This window comes from Kitasatospora sp. NPDC058162 (assembly GCF_042884005.1).
Taxonomy (GTDB): domain Bacteria; phylum Actinomycetota; class Actinomycetes; order Streptomycetales; family Streptomycetaceae; genus Kitasatospora.
This window is the reverse complement of sequence record NZ_JBHVUS010000048.1, coordinates 40,476-61,758: the sequence shown is the minus strand read 5'-3', so window position 1 is coordinate 61,758 and position 21,283 is coordinate 40,476. Positions and strand designations below refer to the sequence as shown.

At 73.7% G+C, this 21,283-nt stretch carries 18 protein-coding genes; 9 read left to right on the top strand and 9 right to left on the bottom strand.

Annotated features, from left to right (window positions below; translation table 11 throughout):
• Nucleotides 1-249 precede the first annotated feature (249 nt).
• Together ACFVXG_RS42185 and ACFVXG_RS42180 are read left to right on the top strand one after the other, a co-directional pair.
• Nucleotides 250-1,518 (top strand): alpha/beta hydrolase, encoded by a 1,269-nt coding sequence (locus tag ACFVXG_RS42185; RefSeq protein ID WP_387935793.1) that lies wholly within the window; start codon nt 250-252, stop codon nt 1,516-1,518.
• A gap of 652 nt (nt 1,519-2,170) precedes the next feature.
• Nucleotides 2,171-2,977, top strand: a complete 807-nt coding sequence (locus tag ACFVXG_RS42180; RefSeq protein WP_387935792.1) for a hypothetical protein — start codon at nt 2,171-2,173, stop codon at nt 2,975-2,977.
• 75 nt (nt 2,978-3,052) lie between these two features.
• On the opposite strand, the gene ACFVXG_RS42175 is transcribed toward ACFVXG_RS42180, so the two are convergent.
• Nucleotides 3,053-3,607, bottom strand: a complete 555-nt coding sequence (locus tag ACFVXG_RS42175; protein WP_387935791.1) for a hypothetical protein — start codon at nt 3,605-3,607, stop codon at nt 3,053-3,055.
• Between the two features lie 159 nt (nt 3,608-3,766).
• Nucleotides 3,767-4,738, bottom strand: a complete 972-nt coding sequence (locus ACFVXG_RS42170; protein ID WP_387935790.1) for a DUF5937 family protein — start codon at nt 4,736-4,738, stop codon at nt 3,767-3,769.
• A 95-nt stretch (nt 4,739-4,833) separates the two neighbouring features.
• On the opposite strand from ACFVXG_RS42170, the gene ACFVXG_RS42165 reads away from it, so the two are divergent.
• Nucleotides 4,834-5,736: an alpha/beta fold hydrolase gene (locus tag ACFVXG_RS42165; RefSeq protein WP_387935789.1), complete on the top strand. Its 903-nt coding sequence runs from the start codon at nt 4,834-4,836 to the stop codon at nt 5,734-5,736.
• 37 nt (nt 5,737-5,773) lie between these two features.
• Here ACFVXG_RS42165 and ACFVXG_RS42160 read toward each other — a convergent pair whose 3' ends face one another.
• On the bottom strand, nt 5,774-6,664 hold the full coding sequence (locus ACFVXG_RS42160) for a LysR family transcriptional regulator (protein ID WP_387935788.1): 891 nt from the start codon (nt 6,662-6,664) through the stop codon (nt 5,774-5,776).
• Between the two features lie 70 nt (nt 6,665-6,734).
• Here ACFVXG_RS42160 and ACFVXG_RS42155 point away from each other — a divergent pair, with 70 nt between their 5' ends.
• Nucleotides 6,735-7,463 (top strand): hypothetical protein, encoded by a 729-nt coding sequence (locus tag ACFVXG_RS42155; protein WP_387935787.1) that lies wholly within the window; start codon nt 6,735-6,737, stop codon nt 7,461-7,463.
• Nucleotides 7,464-7,489: 26 nt separating this feature from the next.
• Here the strand turns inward: ACFVXG_RS42155 and ACFVXG_RS42150 are convergent, their stop codons facing one another.
• Nucleotides 7,490-8,029 (bottom strand): GNAT family N-acetyltransferase, encoded by a 540-nt coding sequence (locus tag ACFVXG_RS42150; RefSeq protein ID WP_387935786.1) that lies wholly within the window; start codon nt 8,027-8,029, stop codon nt 7,490-7,492.
• Nucleotides 8,030-8,145: 116 nt separating this feature from the next.
• Here ACFVXG_RS42150 and ACFVXG_RS42145 point away from each other — a divergent pair, with 116 nt between their 5' ends.
• Nucleotides 8,146-9,363 carry a sensor histidine kinase gene (locus ACFVXG_RS42145; RefSeq protein ID WP_387935785.1) on the top strand — a complete coding sequence of 406 codons (1,218 nt, stop codon included), beginning with the start codon at nt 8,146-8,148 and terminating at the stop codon, nt 9,361-9,363.
• On the opposite strand, the gene coaE is transcribed toward ACFVXG_RS42145, so the two are convergent.
• On the bottom strand, nt 9,360-9,959 hold the full coding sequence (coaE, locus tag ACFVXG_RS42140) for a dephospho-CoA kinase (RefSeq protein WP_387935784.1): 600 nt from the start codon (nt 9,957-9,959) through the stop codon (nt 9,360-9,362). The two genes, ACFVXG_RS42145 and coaE, sit on opposite strands and share 4 nt — an antisense overlap.
• Before the next feature lie 56 nt (nt 9,960-10,015).
• Nucleotides 10,016-10,657, bottom strand: coding sequence for an MBL fold metallo-hydrolase (locus ACFVXG_RS42135; protein ID WP_387935783.1), 642 nt, complete (start codon nt 10,655-10,657; stop codon nt 10,016-10,018).
• 62 nt (nt 10,658-10,719) lie between these two features.
• Between ACFVXG_RS42135 and ACFVXG_RS42130 the strand changes: the two genes are divergently transcribed.
• A complete protein-coding gene (locus ACFVXG_RS42130; RefSeq protein ID WP_387935782.1) occupies nt 10,720-11,151 on the top strand; it encodes a MarR family winged helix-turn-helix transcriptional regulator in 432 nt (143 codons plus the stop codon).
• A gap of 19 nt (nt 11,152-11,170) precedes the next feature.
• Here ACFVXG_RS42130 and ACFVXG_RS42125 read toward each other — a convergent pair whose 3' ends face one another.
• Together ACFVXG_RS42125 and rpsA are read right to left on the bottom strand one after the other, a co-directional pair.
• A complete protein-coding gene (locus tag ACFVXG_RS42125; RefSeq protein ID WP_387935781.1) occupies nt 11,171-13,402 on the bottom strand; it encodes an MMPL family transporter in 2,232 nt (743 codons plus the stop codon).
• A 304-nt stretch (nt 13,403-13,706) separates the two neighbouring features.
• A complete protein-coding gene (rpsA, locus tag ACFVXG_RS42120; RefSeq protein ID WP_153460312.1) occupies nt 13,707-15,197 on the bottom strand; it encodes a 30S ribosomal protein S1 in 1,491 nt (496 codons plus the stop codon).
• Nucleotides 15,198-15,616: 419 nt separating this feature from the next.
• Between rpsA and ACFVXG_RS42115 the strand changes: the two genes are divergently transcribed.
• Nucleotides 15,617-16,525 (top strand): class I SAM-dependent methyltransferase, encoded by a 909-nt coding sequence (locus ACFVXG_RS42115; RefSeq protein WP_387935780.1) that lies wholly within the window; start codon nt 15,617-15,619, stop codon nt 16,523-16,525.
• 5 nt (nt 16,526-16,530) lie between these two features.
• Entirely contained in the window at nt 16,531-19,041 is a 2,511-nt protein-coding gene (gene hrpB, locus ACFVXG_RS42110) for an ATP-dependent helicase HrpB (RefSeq protein WP_387935779.1), read from the top strand.
• Nucleotides 19,042-19,098: 57 nt separating this feature from the next.
• On the opposite strand, the gene ACFVXG_RS42105 is transcribed toward hrpB, so the two are convergent.
• Nucleotides 19,099-20,349 carry a hypothetical protein gene (locus tag ACFVXG_RS42105; protein WP_387935778.1) on the bottom strand — a complete coding sequence of 417 codons (1,251 nt, stop codon included), beginning with the start codon at nt 20,347-20,349 and terminating at the stop codon, nt 19,099-19,101.
• A gap of 322 nt (nt 20,350-20,671) precedes the next feature.
• On the opposite strand from ACFVXG_RS42105, the gene ACFVXG_RS42100 reads away from it, so the two are divergent.
• On the top strand, nt 20,672-21,271 hold the full coding sequence (locus ACFVXG_RS42100; protein WP_387935777.1) for an AAA family ATPase: 600 nt from the start codon (nt 20,672-20,674) through the stop codon (nt 21,269-21,271).
• Nucleotides 21,272-21,283: the final 12 nt, after the last annotated feature.

The window sequence follows — 21,283 nt, the reverse complement described above, 5'->3', positions numbered from 1 at the left end:
ACACATGACGGTGATCTTCGCGGCCGAGACGCCCGCGAAGATCACCCCCAGCAACTCACGCCATGCAGTTGATCAATTACCCAACACTTTCTGAGAGCCGTCCCGTCCAAACCGGCGCCCGGCGGTGGACCGGCACCGCCACAACAGCGAAGGCGACCGTGCCCTAGCCTCCCAGGCCACTCCCAGACCGTCACCAGCGAACGGTCAGCCTTTAAGCCCCTTCTCATCCACCGCCCCTAGCCTCCGCGCATGAACGTCTCGCTGCTCGACGGCTGGTTCCCCTGGACGGTCCAGGCCGCCGCCCTCGCCCTGTTCCTGACCGCGGTGGGCTGGCGGGACCGGACGTGGCAGCGCAAGTGGGGGCCGATCGCGCTCGGTACGGCGCTGGCGATCACCGCGGTCGTCGCCGTCGCCGTGCTCACCCTGGCCGGGATCACCGACCCGATCCCGTTCGGGGTGTGGCTGTGGAGCGGGGTGGCGATCGCGGCGTTCGCCGTGCTCGGCTTCGGCTGGCGCGGCGCGAGGTGGTGGCGGCGGGCGCTGGTGGCGCCGACCGTGGTGCTGGCGCTGTTCTGCGCCGCGAACAGCGTGAACATCGCCACCGGCTACTACCCGACGGTCGACGACGCGATCGGCGAGCTGAGCGGCCAGCCGCTGCCGGACCAGATCACCCTGGCCGAGGTCTCCTCGATCCACGGCAAGACCAGGACCGGCCGCATCGTCCAGGTCGACATCCCGGACACCGCCAGCGGCTTCACCCACCGCCAGGAGCTGGTCTACCTGCCGCCCGCCTGGTTCCGCAGCCAGAACCGGCCGAAGCTGCCGGCACTGGAGATGATCGGCGGGGAGTTCGCGGCGCCCGACAACTGGATCCGCTCGGGCAACGCGGTGAAGACCGCCGACGAGTTCGCCGCGAAGCACAACGGCTTCGCGCCGATCCTGGTCTTCGTGGACGCCACCGGCGGCTTCCGGGTGGACACCGAGTGCGTGGACGGCCCGCACGGCAACTCCGAGAGCCACCTGCTCAAGGACGTCCCCCCGTACATCGAGAAGACCTTCAACGCCGCCACCGACCCGCACAAGTGGGGCGTGGCGGGCTGGTCGATGGGCGGCACCTGCGCCTTCGACCTGGTCGTCGAGCACCCCAACGCCTTCACCCACTTCGGCGACTTCTCCGGCGACAAGGGCCCGTACATCGGCGACAAGGACCACACCGTCCAGGAGCTGTACGGCGGCAACGCGGCCGCCTGGGCCGCCCACGACCCGCTGACCGTGCTCGCCGGCCACCACCCCAAGTACCAGGGCGTCTCCGGCTACTTCGGCCAGGGCGACGAGGAGCACGGGCAGATCGAGTCCGCCAAGACCCTGGAGGCGGCCGCCAAGAAGGACGGCATCCGCACCACCGACACCGTCGGCTCCGGCAAGCACACCTGGCAGACCGGCTCCGCGACCTTCGCCCAGGCCCTCCCCTGGCTCGCCGCCCAGCTCGGCGTCCCGGGCACCCACCCTCAGCCGTAAGGGCACCCACCCGCAGCCGTAACGGGCCGGTCCGGATTCCGTCCCGGTTCCGTCCCGGCTGCCGCCCGCACGCCGGTCGGCCCCTGCCGCGCCGGGCCGCCGAACTCCCTGCGCGAACTGCCAGGACCCGGACCGTGGGTGGGATCACACCCGCCTGCGGCCGGGAGGAAGCCTTGGCATCGGCGGCCCCGCCGGGACGGGCCGGCGCCGCCCCGGACGGGCACGACCCACCGCCGAAGCACGGCTCCGGGATCGGGGATCCGGTGCGCCCCAAGGGGTCCGGGCACCGTCGGACCGGCCGGACGGCACCTCCCGCCGGCCATCGGTTCCGCCGCGACCGCACACATGTTCACCACCAGCCCGCTGCAACTGCCGCATCCGCCCCGACGCCCGCCGGAATCCCGCTTTGCTCCGGGCGCCGCCGTGTCGTAGGTTTCGACCGCCGTCGACGCAGCACCCGCTCTGACCGTTCCTCAGACCTGCGGTGAGCTGCGGAGCCAGGGGGCCTGACGGCAGCACCAACGGGGGAGGAACAGCCATGCCGAGTGCCCGCAGCCACGGGTCGGCCGGGCGACGGGGGCGGACGGCCGACGCGCCGCCGGCCCGGACCCCGGCCCCGATCCACGACACCGGACACGCGAGGAATCGTCAGTTGCGCAGCAGCATCAGACTGGTCACCGCCACCGCCGCCGCCCTGCTCTGCGCGGGCGCCCTGAGCGCCTGCGGCCCGGACAACAGCGGCCAGGACGGCGGCAAGAGCGCCGCCCCGGCGGCGCCGACCACCGCGGCACCCGCGGGCGGCAACACCGCCAAGCCCTCCGCCGACGCCACCAAGCCCACCGGCGGAGGCGCCGACAAGGGCGTCCCGGCGAAGGCCTGGATGGACACCAAGATCATCCCGATGGACGAGACCTACCACTTCGCCCCGCTGGCGGCCAACGCCAAGCCGGTCACCGGGTCGGTCGACTTCAAGGGCATGGAGCTGTGCCATGCTGCGCCCCCCAAGGGCGAGGAGTACATGTACACCGACGGCGCGGCGCGCGCCAAGGCCGCGGTCGGCTTCGGCGGGGACCGCTGGACGGCCCAGCAGACCGTGGACTTCTGGGGCGACCCGACCCACAGCAGCGGCAACGCCCAGACCGCGTACGCGATCAAGCGGGCCCTGGCCGAGGCCGTGACGAACTGTGCCAAGACCGCGCCGGGCGCCACGGTGAAGGTGACCAGCCCGACCGACGGGCCCTTCTTCGCCGCCACCGTGACGGCCCCGCAGGCCGACGGCTCCACCGCCACCCTGCACGAGTACGTCGTGGTGGGCGGCGGAGCGGTCAGCGAACTGTCCGTCTGGGCGACCACCAAGGGCGGCGCCCAGCCCAAGGACGCCTGGAAGGCACCCGAGGACAAGTACGTCGCCACCGGAATGACGGCCCCGCTCTGCGAGGCCTTCCCCGGCTGCGGCTGACGTACCGACAGACCGCCGCCAGGCCCGTCCGGCACAGGGGACCGGACGGACCTGGCGGCACCATTCCTCAGCGGCTCACAGCCCCAGGCGGCTGAGCGCCGTGGTCCAGTCGCTGGCGATCGCGCTGCGGGCGGCGTCCAGGGTCACCTTGTGGCCGCACACCGCGTTCTTGAGTCTGGTCTCGACCGAGTCCTTGCTCTGCGCGGGCTCGTTGCCGTAGCGCGGCTCGGGCCACAGGTTGTGCGGGTCGCGCGGCGCGCCGCCGAGCTCCAGCGGGACGAAGTGGTCCTCCTCGTAGTCCGCCGGGTTGGTGTCCGAGTAGCCGTACTGGGCGATCTGCTGGACCTTCAGCGCGTTGGTGTAGCTGACCGGCGGGCGCACGGTGGCGGTCCAGCCGGAGACGCAGATGGTCTGGCCGATGGTGGCCTGGGTGACCGCCGGGTTGTACGCGCCCGGGGTGCAGGACGGGTCGGGCAGCGGCAGGCGCGCCTGCGAACAACTGGCCTTGGTGGCACCGGACTTGCCCGGCTTGTGCGCGGCCGAGGCGGCCTGCGCGGTGCCGGTGGCGAGCCCGGCGGCGGCGAGGGTGGCCGCCGCGGCGATGACGGTGAGACGCTGACGGAGCATCATGGTTGGCGCTCTCCTGGGCCGGCCCGGCCGTTCGCCGGGCGACTGTGCCCATGACAGCACCGCCCGCGCGACGATCGTCTGGTCCGGGACGTGAACGAGTGGTGTCCGGCCCTCCACATCCACCCGACCCCCAGGGGGCCGCCCCGGAGCCCGCCCCGGCTACACGGCCTCCGCCTCGCCCACCAGCACCGCCCCCACCGCCGTCCGCAGGTGCAGCGCGCTGCGCCCGGTCCGCCGGGTGGCCACCAGGCCCGCGCCGCGCAGCGCGCCGAGGTGCTGGGAGACGGCGCTCGGGGTGACGCCCAGCCGGTCGGCGAGCTGCGGGGTGCTCAACGGCTCGCCGAGCACGGCGAGCAGCTCCGCGCGGGTGCGCCCGAGGACGGCGGCCAGCCCGGCGGACGACGGCCGGGGCCGTTCCCAGAGCAGTCCGACGCCGGCCGCCGGGTAGCGGATCGAGGCGGCGGCGCGCGGCGAGTAGTCGACCATCACGTCCGGCCAACCGAAGACGGACGGCAGCAGCGCCAGTCCGTGCCCGCCCGCCTCGACCGTCCACACCGCCCCGGCGCGGCGGCGGCCGTGCACCAGCAGCTCGCCCTCCCGCCACACCACGTCCTCGTGCAGCTCGGCGAACAGCCCCTCCACTCCGCGGTCCACCAGGGTCACCGCCCGGCGGCCCAGGTCCACCTCCAGCAGGGCCAGCATCCGGCCCCAGTGCGGGGCCACCAGGGCGTCGTGGAAGCGCTGCAGCGCGTCGGCGAGGCGCCCCAACAGAGCGACTGGGTCCGGGAGTTCACGCGCCCGGGCGGCGCCCAGCGCGGCCGCGCACTCGGCCGCCGTGTACTCCGGGTCGGTCACCCGCAGTCCGGCCAGTTCGGCCTCGAACGAGGGCAGCCGCAGCTCCGGCACCGGGAAGAAGAAGGACGGCAGGCACCCCGTCAACAGGGCGCGCAGCAGCGGCAGTTCGGTCTCCCCGGCGAGCACCGGCCGGGCCTCGCGCACCCACGCCCGGTGCACGTCGTGCCCACCGACCCCGAGCGCGAGCCGCAGCCCGAGCACCGTCTCGGCCAGCGGCGAGACCGCGAACCGGACCCTGGCGACCTCCGCCGCCGACAGCCGGATCTCCACCGCCACGCGGCCACCGCCCCTCGATCATTCAGTCCTGGCTGAACCATGTAGCCCTGGCTGAACGATAGCCGTGGGCGCGCCGGCCCTCCAGGCTGTCCGCCATGGAGTTCTTCACCTCGTACGACGGCACCGAACTGGCCTTCCGCACCGTGGGCGACGGCCCGCCGCTGCTCTGCCTCCCCGGCGGCCCCGGCCGCGCCGCCGAGTACCTCGGCGACCTCGGCGGCCTGGGCGCCCACCGCACCCTGGTCCTGCCCGACACCCGGGGCACCGGCGCCTCCGCGATGCCCGCCGACCCGGCGAGCTTCCGGGTCGACCGCCTGGTCGCCGACGTCGAGGCGCTGCGCCGCCACCTCGGCCTGGACCGGATCGACCTGCTCGGCCACTCCGCGGGCGGCAGCCTGGCCATGCTGTACGCGGCCGCCCACCCCGACCGCCTGACCAGCCTCACCCTGCTCACCCCGTCCTTCGCCGCCGTCGGCCTGCCCTCCGGCACCGGCGCGCGGGAGGTGATCGCCACCCGGGCCGGCGAGCCCTGGCACGCCGAGGCCGTCGTCGGGTACGACGGGATGCAGTCCGCCACGACCTTCGCCGAGGCCGCCCGGTACCGCTACGCCTTCGAGCCCCTGATGTACGGCCGCTGGGACGACGCGGCCCGCGCCCACGCCGCCGCCGACCCGGCCCAGCGCTCCCTCCCGGTCAGCGAGCACTACTACGCCGACTACACCCCCGACACCGAAGACCTGCGCCGACGCCTGGCCACCCTGACCTGCCCGGTCCTGCTGCTCGCCGGGGAGCTGGACCTGTGGCCCACCGCGGCCTCGGCCGCCGAGGCGGCGTCGCTCTTCCCGGACGTCACCCTCACCGTCCAGCCGGGCGCGGGCCACTACCCGTGGCTGGACGACCCGACAGCCCTCACGGACACGGTGGCCGCCTTCCTCACCCGGCCCGACGACCGCCGGCCCGACGACCGCCGGACCGACGCCCGCCGGACCGCGGCCTGACCACCGCGCCGGCCGAGCTGGTCACCGCCCGACCCCCTCACCCCGCCAGCAGCCGTGCCAGCAGCGCCGCCGGACCCTCCGGGAGGCTGCCGTGGAGGAGTTCGGTGCGGTGCACCAGCCGGGGCGCGGCTATCGGCGCGGAGGCGATCCCGGGTGCCAGGGCGAGGACGGGCGCGGGCAGCAGGGTGAGCCCGTGCCCGGCGGCGACCAGGGCGAGCAGCCCGTGCAGGTCGGTGCCGCGGTAGCGGGTGGCGGGCCGGAAGCCGTCGGTGCCGGTGGCGGCGCGCAGCCGGGCCGCGGTGGGGGTGAGGTCGGGGGCGTCCAGCCAGCGGGCGGCGGAGAGGTCGGCGAGCGCGAGGCCGCTGCGGCCGGCCAGCGGGTGTCCGACGGGCAGGGCGACGGCGAGCGGCTGTTCGTCGACGGCGACGGTGGTCAGCGGCCCGACCTCGGGCAGCGGCAGCGGGTCGCTGGGCGCGGCCAGGCCGTCGATCAGGGCGAGGTCGACCTCGCCGGTGGCGACCTGGGCGGGCAGCACGTCCTGGGCGAGCACCTGGACGACTGGTTCCACCTGCGGGTACACCCGGCGCACTTCGCCGAGCGCGTGCCCCAGGGCCGCCCCGACCGCCAGTGGGGTGGCCCCGAGCACCAGCCGGGCGCTCGGGGCACCGGCCAGGCGTGCGACGTCGGCGCGCGCCGCCTCCAGCCGGACCAGCAGCGGGGCAGCGTGTTCGAGCAGCCGCTGTCCGGCCGGGGTCGGGCCGACCGGGCGGCGGACCAGCAGGGCGGTGCCGAGGTCGGTCTCCAGGGCGGCGATCTGCTGGGAGACCGCGGACTGGGTGTACCCGAGGTCCCGGGCCGCCTCGGAGAAGGAGGCGAGCCGGGCGACGGTGACGAAGGTGCGCAACTGCTGCGGATCCACGGCGGCCATCAACCGATCTGATCGAGAGGTAAGAAATCATCGTTGGCGCTGATCTCGGATGCGGGGTCAGGATAGCCGCATGACCTACCAGACCCCGCGGGTCGCCCTCGTCGGCGACCGCTCCCCCGCCGTCCGCTCGCACGCCCGCGTCCCCGGCCTGCTCGACTCCCTCGCCGAACGCGAGCAGCTCGTCCTGGACGCCTACTGGATCCCCACCGAGGCCGCCGGGTCGCCCGGCGCGCTGGACGGCTTCGACGCCGTCTGGCTGCTGCCCGGCAGCCCGTACCGCAGCGAGGCGGGCGCCCTCGCCGCGATCCGGACCGCCCGGGAGCTCGACATCCCCTTCCTCGGCACCTGCGCCGGGTTCCAGCACGCGGTGCTGGAGTACGCCCGGAACGTCTGCGGCATCACCGGGGCCGTCAACGGCGAGCAGCACCCGGACCACGACCAGCAGGTGATCGTCCCGCTCAGCTGCTCCCTGGTGGGCCACGAGGGCGCCGTCGCGATCACCCCCGGCACCCTGGCCGAGCGCGCCCTGGGCGCCACCGGCACCCAGGAGCGCTACCACTGCACCTACGGCCTCAACGCCGAGTACCTGGACCGGCTGCGCGCCCACGGGCTGCGGTTCAGCGGCGCGGACGCGTCCGGCGAGGTCCGCATCCTGGAGCTGCCGGAGCACCCGTTCTTCCTGGCCTCGCTGTTCCAGCCCGAGCTGTCCGGCGACGGCACCCGGGCCCACCCGATGATCCGCGCCCTGGCCGAGGCGGCCGTCGCCCACGCGGCGCTCCGCGAAGCGACCCACGCCTGAGCCTCATCCGGCCGGCCGATCGGCCCTCACATCGGCAGCGAGCGCAGCCGCACCGGCCCCTCCGGCCATCCGGCGCCCTGCGCCAGCGGCCGCCACATGGTGCGCAGCGGCATCACGGCGAGCCGCCCCTCCGGCTGTTCGACCGTCACCTCCTCGGCCACCTCCCGGAAGCCGAGCCCCCGGTAGAACGCCGCCAGCGGCGGGCGGCAGAACAGCAGCGCGTACCGGAACCCGAGTGCGCGCCCGTGGTCCAGCGCGGCCCCGACCACGGCCTGCGCCAGCCCCTCGCCGCGCCGTTCGGCGGCGACGCAGACGCCGCCGACGCCCATCGCCTCCAGGTCGGTGCCGCCGACGGTGAGCGGGAGCGGGAGCAGCCCGGTGTGGGCGACGAGCCGGCCGTCGGCGGCCCGGATGCCGAAGTGCACGTCCTTGGACTGGAAGGTCAGCCCGGTGTAGGCGACGCCGTACGGGTCCTCGCCGGGGCCGAGGATCTGGTCCTGGTCGGCGCGGGAGTAGCTCTCCAGGCGCTCGGTGGTCAGCGGTTCAGCAGAAAAACGATCATCCATCACTCCATGCTCCCTTCCCCGCGGACCGGCCTCCAAGTCCCCTCCGGCCCACCGGATCGGTCACATGATCCGACGGTCATCCCTGGATATGCCGTGGGTGTGGAAGCATGCCCCTCATGCGCCAGCCCACCGACCAGCCGGCCGAGGAGCCGGCCGAGGAGCAGGACCTCAGCGCACCGCTGCCCGGCCCCGTGCTGCGCCTGCCCCGCCCGGTCCGCACCCTCGCGCCGACCGCCGTCGTCCTGCTGGTGCTCGTCCCGCTCGCCGCACACGACCCCGACTTCGGCCCCACCACCTCACCGGGGACGAACGCCGCCCTGATGGCCTTCGGCGCCTGCGCGCTCGCCTTCCGCCGCCGCTTCCCCCGGGCCACCACCGCGGCCACCCTGCTGAGCGGCCAACTCCCGCTCGCCGTCGCGCTGTACGGGCTGGCCGCGCGGCGCGGCGCCAACCCGGTGCTGTACGCCCTCGCGGTGCTGGCCGAGATCCGGCTGTTCGTCCCCTTCGACCTCGGGGACGTCAGCACCCCCTCCGCGCTGGCCAACCTGGTCGAGGACCCGCTGGTGTTCGGCGCCGTCCCGCTCGCCCTGGGCCTGACCGCCCACCAGCGCGCCCGCACCGTCAGCGTGCTCGCCGAGCGCAACCGGCTGCTGGCCGAACGGAACCGGCTGCTGGTGGAGGCCCGGCGGCACGCCGAGGAGCGGGCCGCCGGCGCCGAACGCGCCCGGCTCGCCCGGGAGATGCACGACGTGGTGTCCAACCGGGTCTCGCTGATCACCCTGCACGCCGGCGCCGGGCAGGTCGCCCAGGCCGACGACCCGGCCGCCGTCCGGGAGACCCTCGGCCTGATCCGCGCCCTGGGCCTCCAGGCGCTCACCGAACTGCGCGGCCTGCTCGGGGTGCTGACCCCGGCCTCCGACCAGGCGCCCTCGCTGCGCGGCCTGCCCACCCTGGTCCAGGAGTCCCGCCGGGCGGGGCTGGCGGTCGGCCTGACCGTCACCGGCCCGGACGACGGACTGCCCGCCCCCGGCCCGAAGGTGCAGTACGCGGCCTACCGGATCGTCCAGGAGGCACTGACCAACGCCCACAAGCACGCCCCGGCCGCCGAGGTGGCCGTCACGGTCGCGGTCGAACCGGACGGGCTGCGCCTGACGGTGGTCAACTCCCCGGCCGGGGCGGACGGTCCGGGACCGGAGCTGCCCTCGGGCGGGCACGGCCTGGCCGGCATGCGCACCCGCGCCGACGACCTCGGCGGCACCCTGCACGCCGGCCCGACGCCCGAGGGCGGCTTCGCCGTCCGGGCCCGACTGCCGCTCGGCGCCGTTCGAGACTAAGCGGCAGCCCGCTTCACCAGCTCCGCCCACACCTCGTCGACCCGCGCCGCCAGCGCCTCCAGCGGCCCGCCGTTGTCGATCACCAGGTCGGCGATCGCCAGCCGGTCCGCCCGGGAAGCCTGCGCGGCCATCCGGGCCCGAGCCTCCTCCTCGGCCATCCCGCGCAGCCGGACCAGCCGGTCCAGCCGCACCTCGTCGTCCGCGTCGATCACCACGACCAGGTCGAACAGCGGCGCCAGGCCGTTCTCGGCGAGCAGCGGCACGTCGTGCACCACCACCGCGTCGGGCGCGGCGGCCGCCTCCAGCTCGGCGGATCGGGCCCGCACCAGCGGGTGGACGATCGCGTTCAGCGCCCGGAGCTTCTCCGGGTCGGCGAACACGACCGCCCCGAGGGCGGGCCGGTCCAGCGTGCCGTCCTCCCGCAGCACCTGCGGGCCGAACTCGGCGACCACGGCCGCCAGGCCGTCCGTCCCGGGGGCGACCACCTCGCGGGCGATCAGGTCGGAGTCCACGATCACCGCGCCGCGCGCGGCGAACAGCCGGGACACCTCGCTCTTGCCCGCGCCGATCCCGCCGGTCAGTCCGATCTTCAGCATGGCGTCAGGCTACCGGCGCGCCACCGCTGGCGTCAGCCCAGGCCCAGCCCGCCAACTCAGCTCAGCTCCAGGCTCTCGCCCTCGCCCAGCACGGTCAGCTCCGATCCGGTCCCCGGCCCGTCCGGCCCGAGCAGCCGGGTGGCGATCATGTGCCCGATCGGGCTGAGCGTCGCCTCGTGCACCGGCACGGCCACCCGCGGGCCCGCCTCCCGGACGTAGTCGACCACTTCACCGGCCTTGCTCCACGGCGCCGCGAGCGGCAGCAGCAGGGTGTCCACGGCGTGCGGCGGCACGGTGAAGGCATCGCCGGGGTGGAACAGCCGGCCGTCGAGGAGGAAGCCGATGTTCTTGACCAGCGGGATGTCCCGGTGGATCTCGGCGTGCCACTCGCCGTGGACGGAGATCCCGACCCCGCCGATCTCGAAGGCGTCGCCCTCGCCGACCGCGGTGACCCGCTGCCCGACGCCGTCCAGCTGGGCGGCGACGTCGCCGTTGGTCCACACCCGCAGCGCCGGGTCGGCCTCCAGGGCGGCGCGCAGCCGGGACTGCTCGAAGTGGTCCATGTGCTCGTGGGTGATCAGCACGGCGTCGGCCCCGGCCAGGGCGGCGGGGTCGGTGAAGGCCCCGGGGTCGATGACGAGCGTGGTGCCGTGGTGCTCGATGCGTACGCAGGCGTGTCCGAACTTGGTGATTCGCATGGTCGAAACCATACAGCATGACTGTACAGTTTTGCTGCACACATTCCCGATACACTTCTCCCATGCCCAGCAACGCCCCGCACCCGGACACCCTGGACCTCGCCGCCGACCTGCGCTCCGCCCTCGGCAGCCTGGTCCGCACCCTGCGCGACAGCGACGACCTGCCGCCCAACCAGGCCGCCGTGCTCGGGCTGCTGGTCCGCGACGAGCGCTCCTACACCGTCGCCGAACTCGCCGACCGCCGCCGGGTGCGCCACCAGTCGATGGCCCGCACGGTCGCCTTGATGTCGGAGGCCGGGCTGGTCGCCCAGCAGCCCCACCCCACCGACGGCCGCAAGCAGCTGATCGCCGCCACCGAGGCCGGCCGGCTGGCCCTGCTCGACCAGCGCGCCCGCCGGGAGCACCACATCGCCACCGCCATCGAATCCCGCCTCAGCACCGCGGAACGGGAACAGCTGCGCACCGCCGTCGCCCTGTTGAACCGCCTGGCGTGACCCCGGAGGCGGTGGCCGGCTACGCCTCGACCAGCTTCTCGGCCGAGTCCTCGACCAGCTTCTCGGCCGCCGGCCGCGGCGCCGGGAGCACCGCCGGCTCGATCTCCGGCAGGTCCACGTGCTCGCTCAGCCCGAACCGCCGGTGCAACCGCTTCAGCCAGGCGGGCGCCCACCAGTTGAACTCGCCGAACAGGCTCATCGCGGCGGGCACCAGCAGGCAGCGCACCAGGGTGGCGTCCACCGCGACGGCGACGGCCAGCGCGATGCCCATCTGCTTGACCATGAGCATGTCCCCGAGGGCGAAGCCCGCGAAGACGATCACCATCAGCAGCGCCGCCGAGGTGATGATCCGACCGCTGCGCTGGACGCCCAGCTCCACCGCCCGGACGCAGCCGTGCCCGCGCTCGGTCAGCTCCTTGATCCGGGAGAGCAGGAACACCTCGTAGTCCATCGACAGCCCGAAGGCGAAGGCGAAGACCAGCACCGGGATGAAGGTCTCCAGCCCGCCCGTCGGGCTGAACCCGAGCAGCCCGCTCAGCCAGCCGTCCTGGAACACCAGGGTCAGCGCGCCGAGCGAGGCGCCCAGCGAGAGCAGGTTCATCAGCAGTGCCTTGACCGGCATCACCACCGAGCCGGTCATCAGGAACAGCAGCACCAGCGTCCCGGCCGCGACCAGGCCCAGCGCCCACGGCCCGCGCGAGAGCAGCTCGTCCTGGAAGTCCACCACCGAGGCCGCGCCACCGGTGACGTACGTCCTCAACCCGCCCCGGTCGGCCCGCAGCTCGTCCACCACCTGCTTGGCCGTGGCGCCCTGCGGATCCCCGTGCACCAGCACGTCGACCGTCGACACCGCGTCGCCGACCGGCGTCACCGCCCGCACCCCGCTGACCCCGGGCAGCTTGGCGACCACCTCGTCCGCGTAGGCCTGCGCCACCGGCGCCCCGCCCTCGACCACCACGGTGATCGGCGCGGCCGCGACCTGCGGGAAGCGGTGGTCGACGGTCTCGGCGACCTGCCGCCCGGCCGAGGAGGCGGGCAGCACGGCGGCGCCGGAGCTGCGCATGTCGGCGTGCAGGAAGGGGGCCCCGGCCGCCATCAGCACGCCCACGCAGGCGAGGGTGACGAGCACCGCCCGCTTGCGGACCCGGCGAACCGTACGGCTGAAGAAGCCCTCGTCCGGCACGGGTGCGGTGGGTGTCTTGATCCGGCCCCCGGCGAAGCCGAGCAGGGCGGGGATCAGGGTGAGTGCCGCGGCGACCGCGATCACCACCACGCTCACCCCGGCGGCGGCGACCGCGCCCAGGACCGGGCTGGTGAAGACGAAGAGGCCGGACAGGGCGACGGCCACGGTCAGCCCGGAGAAGGCGACGGTGCGTCCGGCGGTCGCGGCGGTGCGCTCGACGGCGGCGGCGATGCCCGCGCCGTGGCCGCGTTCCTCGCGGAAACGATTCACCATCAACAGCGCGTAGTCGATCGAGAGCCCGAGCCCCAGCACGGTGGCGATCGGCAGCACGCTGGTGTCGATGTCCATGATCCGGCTGAATCCGAACATGGCGAGCAGCGCCCCGCCCACCGAGGCGACGGCGCCGATCACCGGCAGCGAGGCGGCGGCCAGGCCGCCGAAGACCAGCACCATGACGACCAGGGTGAGCGGCAGGGTCACCATCTCGCCGAAGCGGGTGTCCTGCTCGGTCTGCTGCTTGACCTCCTGCTGGAGGACTAGGTCCCCGCCGACGGTCACGTGCGCGCCGCCCGCGCCGTTCAGGGCGGCGAGGCGGTGGACGGCGGCGTCGGTCTGGGCGGAGGTCGCGGTGCCGGCCATCCGTACGGTGATCAGGCCGGCCTTGCCGTCGGCGGCCCGCAGCGCAGCCGCGCCCGGCCCGCCGCCGTAGGCGTCCTGGGTGCCGGCGACCCCGGGCAGGGCGGCGATCTCGGCGGTGGCCTTCTGGACGGCGGACCGTACGGCCGGGTCGTCCACCGGTTTGCCGTCCACCACGGCGGTCAGCGTGCCCTTGACCGGATCGGCCGCGGCGACCACGGCGCTGCCCCGGTCCGCCTCGGCGGTGGCGGAGGAGGCCCCGGCCACCGTGCCCTCGAACACCCGTCCGCCGATCAGCACGCCGACGACCAGGACGACGGCCCAGAAGCCGAGCACCCAGCGGCGGTGGCGGAAGCAGAACCGCCCGAGAGCGGCGAGCCGGCCGCCGACCACAGCGGTGGAGCCGGCGGAGGAGGGGTTGCGCATGCGCATGAAGGAGCCTTTCGGGCAGCTCCACTCAATGTAGGTGCAACCCGAACTCCGGCCTATAGCAGGGCAATGAGCCTCATCTCACATTTCCCTTCACATAAACCACACATAAGTCAAACCGAAAAACGAAGGCACGACGAGGCCCGCAGAACGGCCGGAAAGCGCCACGAAGCCGACCCGGGGAAGTGACCCGGAGCCGACCGGGGAAGGCGACCCGCAGCCGGCCGGAAAACGCGAAACGGGCCCCAACCGGAGTGATCCGGATGGGGCCCGTTCCCTAGCTGTCAGCTAGCGGGGGGCGAGAGCCTCAGCTCTGGCCGCCGGCCAGCTTCTCGCGCAGGGCGGCCAGGGCCTCGTCGGAGGCCAGGGCGCCCGAGCCCTCGTCGCTGCTGGACGAGTACGAGCCACCGGCAGCGGCGGCGACGGCGTCGCCACCCTCGGCAGCGGCCTCGGCGTCGGCCTCGCGGCTCTTGATGACCTGGGCCTGGTGCTGCTCGAAGCGGGACTGCGCCTCGGCGTACTGGCGCTCCCACTCCTCACGCTGCTTCTCGAAGCCGGGCAGCCAGTCGTTCGCCTCGGGGTCGAAGCCCTCCGGGTAGATGTAGTTGCCCTGGTCGTCGTACGAGGCGGCCATGCCGTACAGGGTCGGGTCGAACTCGACCTCGGCCGGGTTGGCACCCAGGGCCTCGTTGGCCTGCTTGAGCGACAGGCTGATGCGACGACGCTCGAGGTCGATGTCGATGACCTTGACGAAGATCTCGTCGCCGACCTGGACGACCTGCTCCGGGATCTCGACGTGGCGCTCGGCCAGCTCGGAGATGTGGACCAGACCCTCGATGCCCTCGTCCACGCGGACGAACGCACCGAACGGAACCAGCTTGGTGACCTTACCCGGAACGACCTGGCCGATCTGGTGGGTACGGGCGAACTGCTGCCACGGGTCCTCCTGGGTCGCCTTCAGCGACAGGGAGACGCGCTCGCGGTCCATGTCAACGTCGAGAACCTCGACGGTGACCTCCTGGCCGACCTCGACAACCTCGGACGGGTGGTCGATGTGCTTCCAGGACAGCTCGGAGACGTGCACCAGGCCGTCGACGCCACCCAGGTCCACGAAGGCACCGAAGTTGACGATCGAGGAGACGACGCCGGAGCGCACCTGGCCCTTCTGCAGGGTGGTGAGGAAGGTCTGGCGGACCTCGCTCTGGGTCTGCTCCAGCCAGGCACGGCGGGACAGGACCACGTTGTTGCGGTTCTTGTCCAGCTCGATGATCTTGGCCTCGAGCTCCTTGCCCACGTAGGGCTGGAGGTCGCGGACGCGACGCATCTCGACCAGCGAGGCGGGGAGGAAGCCCCGGAGGCCGATGTCGAGGATGAGACCACCCTTGACGACCTCGATGACGGTACCGGTGACGATGCCGTCCTCTTCCTTGATCTTCTCGATCGTGCCCCAGGCACGCTCGTACTGAGCGCGCTTCTTGGACAGGATGAGACGACCCTCCTTGTCCTCCTTCTGGAGAACCAGGGCCTCGATGTTGTCACCGACGGCGACGACCTCGTGCGGGTCAACGTCGTGCTTGATCGAGAGCTCGCGGGACGGGATGACGCCCTCGGTCTTGTAACCGATGTCGAGGAGGACCTCGTCACGGTCGACCTTCACGATGACGCCCTCGACGATGTCGCCATCGTTGAAGTACTTGATGGTCTCGTCGATGGCGGCGAGGAAGGCCTCCGCGTCGCCGATGTCGTTGACCGCGACCTGCGGGGTGGTGCTGAGGGAGGAGTCGGTGGGGCTCGTCATTAGGAAAAGGGCTCCGGTACGGACATGAAAGTCGTAGGTAATGCCACGCGGAGGGCCCGTATCGCTCCCACCGAAAGCCGGACAGCCAAGAACACGGCACACCGGAAATCCCGTGGGAAACGAGAAATCGGCGTCCGTCTTGCGACCGTGGGGTCTTCGACAGATGCGAGCGCGACCTGCTCCGTCCGAGGCGCGCAGGCCCGCAGCGCAACTTGTAGCATACGGGGACGGCCAGGCACGGTCAACGCCAAGAGCGGCAAGACGGTGGAGCCTGGTACGGATCAGGCCATATCCTCCGATTGCGCACCTCTCGGTGGCGCCCGAAGGGGCCCTTCCCCGGATGCCACCGCCAGGACCCGACCCTGCAAAATAGGGGCCGGTTCGCGGCAGCGGCGCTTCCGCACTCCATACCCTACGCGATGGGCATTGTCACCGTGGCCACCACCCCCCAGTCCCCCCTTCACGATCTTGACACCTCCCCCGCGGGGGCCGATGAGTTCGAGGAGGAGGAGCAGGAGGAACAGGAGGAGGACGGCGACGACGCGGTCCGGCGCGAGGCCGGCGCCGGGGAGAGCAGCCGGGCCAGCCGGCACTGGTGGGACCGCAACGCCGACGAGTACCAGGACGAGCACGGCGAGTTCCTCGGCGACGCCCGCTTCACCTGGTGCCCCGAAGGCCTGGACGAGGCCGACGCCCGCCTGCTCGGCGAGGTCGCGGGGAAGGACGTGCTGGAGCTCGGCGCCGGCGCCGCCCAGTGCTCCCGCTGGCTGGCCGCCCGCGGCGCCCGCCCGGTCGCCCTGGACATCTCCTACCGCCAGCTCCAGCACTCCCTCCGGATCGACCTCGGCCGCGGCACCGTCCCCGTCCCCGTCGTCCAGGCCGACGCCGCCGTGCTGCCCTTCGCCGACGCCTCCTTCGACCTCGCCTGCTCCGCGTACGGCGCCGTCCCGTTCAGCGCCGACACCGAGCGCCTGATGCGCGAGGTGCACCGGGTGCTGCGGCCCGGCGGGCGCTGGGTGTTCTCGGTGACCCACCCGATCCGCTGGGCCTTCCCCGACGAGCCCGGCGTCGAGGGCCTCACCGCGATGTCCTCCTACTTCGACCGCACCCCGTACGTCGAGCAGGACGAGAACGGCCACGCCACCTACGTCGAGCACCACCGCACCCTGGGCGACCGGGTCCGCGAGCTCGTCGCCGCCGGCTTCCGCCTGGTCGACCTGGTCGAGCCCGAGTGGCCGGCCGGGCTGGAGCAGGAGTGGGGCGGCTGGTCCCCGCTGCGCGGGCGGCTGATCCCCGGCACGGCGATCTTCGTCACCGAGCGGGGCTGACCCCTTTGAACCCCGCGTGGCGCGAACTGCCCGTCCGCACCGCCCTGCCCGCCCTGCACGAGGCGCTTGATCGGTTCGGGGCGGCCGTCCTCGCCGCCCCGCCCGGCACCGGCAAGACGACGCTGGTGCCGCTCGCCCTGGCCGGGCTGCTCTCCGACGGCCGGCCCGTCCGGCGGGTGCTGGTCGCCGAACCCCGGCGGCTCGCCGTCCGGGCCGCCGCCCGGCGGATGGCCTGGCTGCTCGGTTCCTCCGTGGGCCGCGAGGTCGGGTACACGGTGCGCGGGGAGCGACGCGTCGGGCCGGAGACCGTCGTCGAGGTGGTCACCACCGGGGTGCTGCTGCAACGGCTGCAGCGCGACCAGGAGTTGCCCGGCGTGGACGTCGTCATCCTGGACGAGTGCCACGAACGGCACCTGGACGCCGACACCGCCCTCGCCTTCCTGCTGGACGTCCGGGCGGCGCTGCGGCCCGAACTGCGGCTGGTCTGCGCCTCGGCCACCTCCGACACCGAGGCCTGGGCCGAACTCCTCGGCGGGGCACCGGTGGTGGAGGCGCACGGGGTGTCCCACCCGGTCGACGTGGTCTGGGCACCGCCGCCGCGCGCCGTCCGGCCCGCGCACGGGACCAGGGTGGATCCGGCGCTGCTCGACCACGTCGCGGCCGTCGTCCGGCGGGCGCTGGGCGAGCAGGACGGGGACGTGCTCTGCTTCCTGCCCGGGGTCGGCGAAATCGCCCGGGTGGCGGGGCAGTTGGGCGGCGTTCCGGCCGAGGTGCTGCAACTCCACGGCCGCGCCCCGCAGGCGGTGCAGGACGCCGCGCTCACGCCCTCGGAGGGGCGGCGGGTCGTCCTCGCCACCGCCGTCGCCGAGTCCTCGCTGACCGTGCCCGGCGTGCGGGTGGTGGTCGACGCCGGGCTCGCCCGCGAGCCGCGCACCGACCACGCCCGGGGCCTGGCCGGGCTGGTCACCGTACGGGCCTCGCTCGCGGCCGCCCGCCAGCGGGCGGGGCGGGCGGGGCGCGAGGCACCCGGCACCGTCTACCGGTGCTGGAACGAAGCCGAGGACGCCCTCGCGGTCCGCTTCCCCACCCCCGAGATCGCCCTCGCCGACCTGACGTCCTTCGCCCTCCAGGCCGCCTGCTGGGGCGACCCGGACGCCACCGGGCTCGCCCTGCCCGACGCCCCGCCCGCCGGGGCGATGGCGGCCGCCCGGCAGACCCTGACCGCCCTCGGCGCGGTCTCCCCCGACGGCCGGGCCACCGACCGCGGCATCCGGCTCGCCCGCACGGGGCTGCACCCCCGGCTCGCCCGCGCCCTGGTCGACGGGGCCGCCGCGGTCGGTGCGCGACGGGCGGCCGAAGTGGTCGCGCTGCTCTCCGAGGAACCTCCTCGTGCGCTGGGGGACGACCTGGGGGCGGTGTGGCGGGCGGTCCGCTCCGCCAAGGACCCCTACACCGGACGCTGGCGCGACGAAGTCCGCCGGCTTCTCCGCGCCACCTCCGACGAGTCCGCCACCTCCTTGCCTGACGCCACGGCCGTCGGACTCGTCGTCGCCCTCGCCTTCCCCGAACGCATCGCCCGCGCGAGGGTCGAACGGCCCGCTCCCGGCGAGCGCAGCCCGTACCTGATGGCGGCCGGAACGGCCGCCGAACTCGCCCCCGGGACCGTTCTGGGCGCCCTCCCCTGGCTCGCCGTCGCGGTCGCCGACCGCCCGGCGGGCTCGCACTCGGCGCGGATCCTGCACGCTGCGGCGCTGGACGAGGACACCGCCCTGCTCGCCGGCGCGTCCCTGATGACCGCCCGCGAGGAAGTCCACTGGGACACCCGCCGCGACGAGGTCACCGCCCGCCGGGTGGAGTCCCTCGGCGCCATCGAACTCGCCGAGAAGCGCCTCAACCGCCCCGACCCGGCGCTGATCCGGGGCGCCTTGCTGGAAGGCCTCGCCCGCGAGGGCGTCAGCACCCTGCTGACGTTCACCTCCGGCCTCCGCGAACGCCTCGCCTTCCTCCGCGCCGCCCTCGGCGACCCCTGGCCCGACGTGTCCGACGAGGCGCTGCTGGAACGCGCCGACGAGTGGCTGGAGCCCGAACTCTCCCGCGCCCGCCGCCGAGCCGACCTCGCTCGCATTGATACGACGGCGGCCCTGCAACGCCTGCTCCCCTGGGCCACCGGTGAGGCGGGCCGCCTGGACGAGCTGGCCCCCGAGCGGATCACCGTGCCGTCCGGCTCGAGGATACGGGTGGACTACAGCACCGAACGCCCCGTGCTGGCAGTCAAGTTGCAGGAACTCTTCGGCTGGACCAAGACCCCCACCCTCGCCGCCGGCCGCGTGCCCCTCACCATCCACATGCTGTCGCCCGCCGGCCGCCCCGCTGCCGTCACCGGCGACCTGGAGAGCTTCTGGCAGAACGGCTACCGCGCCGTCCGTGCCGAGCTGCGGGGCCGCTACCCCCGCCACCCCTGGCCCGAGGACCCGACCACGGCCGAGCCCACCCGCCGCGTCAACCAGCGGAAGTGACGCCGTCGGGAGATGCCGACAGGAGCTGCCGTCGGGAGCTGCCGTCGGGAGCTGCCGTCAGGAGATCGAGAAGCCCATCTGGTTCACCACCGGCGTCATCGGCACGTACAGCACCTGTGCGTAGCAGGTCGTCGAGTGCGCCGTCGATCCCGCCGGGCAGCCGACCTCCGACCCTCCGGCCACGATGACGCCACGGGCCTCCATGTCGCCGTTCGCACCGGACGGGTTGGCGAGTGCGGGGCCGCCGCTGTCGCCCTTCGCGCCGATCGCGCGTCGGTCGCCGCCCTTCGACTCCGCGACGTCCACCGGCTTGATCCTCGTCCCCTCGTCGTTCGTCGTCTCGACGTCGACCCTCTTGACCTCCACGTCGCACTTCCACCCCGACTGGGCGCCGCTGAGGCAGATCAGGTCACCGACGTTGTTGCGCCCGGCGCCGTAGGTGTGCCGGGATGACCCGCTGCTGTCCGACCAGGCGCCGTCGTAGAACCGGCCGGCGCCGTCGCCGTTGATCCCGATCATGCCGACGTCCAGGCCGTCGCCGATCGCGTACAGGTCGCCGATGTAGGAGCCGGTGCCGTTGTAGTACCGGCCGTTGCCGCAGTGCGCGGCGGTCAGCAGCACCTTGGTCCTGCCCTTCCACCCGCTGAACGCGGTCGAGCAGAACGAGGCCTTCCCGGTGTTGACCTCGGCGCCCGCGTAGTACGGCGCACTGTCGGAGTGCCGCCTGCCGGACAGCGCGGCCGGGCGGCCCCCGGTGCTGGCCGTCACCGGCATCCCGGCGATCTCGGCGGCCCGCCGGGAGTACGCCTGCTCGGTCGTGGCGCCGCCGGTCAGTCGCGTCGCGTTCGCCGGCGAGTAGCTGATCGCGATGGCGGCGCCGTCCTCCTGCGGGCCGATCGACGTCCAGGCCTCGGGCGCCACGGCGGCGGTGAACCGGTCGATCGCGGCGCGCATCTCCGCACGGGAGTACGGGCTTTGGTGAACGTCGACGGTGAATCCGGGGCTGGCGTTCGCGTCGAGCAGCGCCCGGACCTCGGCGGGGGCCTCGCCCTTCCAGAAGATGTCGGCGTGCTGGTCCGACGCGTCGATCACGGTCCCGGCGTAGCCGTCCGCCGCCGGGGCGCCGGACTCCACCCAGTCCTGCACCGGGTCGGTCATGCGGTGGAGCTTCTGCTGGGCCTGCGGGTCGCGCAACACCGGCAGGCTGACCGACGGGACCGGCCCGTCCGGCGCGGCATCGGCGGCAACGAGGGTGGCGGCGGTCACGGCGGACAGGGCCAGGGACACCACGAGACGGGAACGGCGCATACGCGGTCCTTCGACGGGGCTGGCGGGCCGACACCAGCGTAGGACCCGATCGGCGTTCTCACGTGGCCAGAAGGCGCGTGTCAACCTGCGGCAGGCGCACGCGGCAGGCCACGCGCCCCCGACGCCGGATCACCACGCCGGAAAGCCACCGGCGCAGCCCACACCTGAGCGCAGGAAGTCGACCTCACCGACTTCCTGCGCAGCAGCCCGCACAGCGCCGAACACGCCCTCGCCGTCGTCGGCAGCGCCAGTGCCCGATCTCCCGGTGAAGATCCCATCATTTGTATGACATCCCGGCGACGGGTCCACAACACTGGGCGCCATGCCCGTAACCGATGAGCCCGAAGGCCAAGATCTTGCTCGGACCGGACCTCTCGCCGTTCTGGTCAACGGGCTTCCCGGGGCGGGGAAGTCGACCCTGGCCCGCGCCCTGGCCGGGCAGCTGGGGCTACCGCTGTTCAGCAAGGACGTGATCAAGGAGGCCCACGCCGATGTGCTGGGCACCGAACGGGCCGACGCACCACAGCGGCGCTGGAACGCCGCGCTCGGCGCCGCGGCCAGCGAGACGATGTGGGCGCTGCTGGCGGACGCACCTGCCGGTGCCGTCCTGGAATCCTGCTGGCCGACCGACTTCCGCGACTTCGTCGTCCAGGGCCTGGACCGCGCCGACATCCCGACCGCAGTGGAGATCTGGTGCGACGTCCCACTGGAGACCGCCCGCCGCCGCTTCGAAGCCCGGCACCCCCGCCATCCGATCCACGGCGACCTGCTGACCGACAGCGACTGGGAACGCTGGCGACGCACCGCCCGCCCTCTCGGCATCGGCCCGACCCTCCACGTCGACACGACCCACCCGGTCGACCTGCGGGCCGTCACCGCCTGGATCCGCAGCCCCCTCGCGCCCCGGTCCTACCGAGGTTGAGGGTCCCCGCGA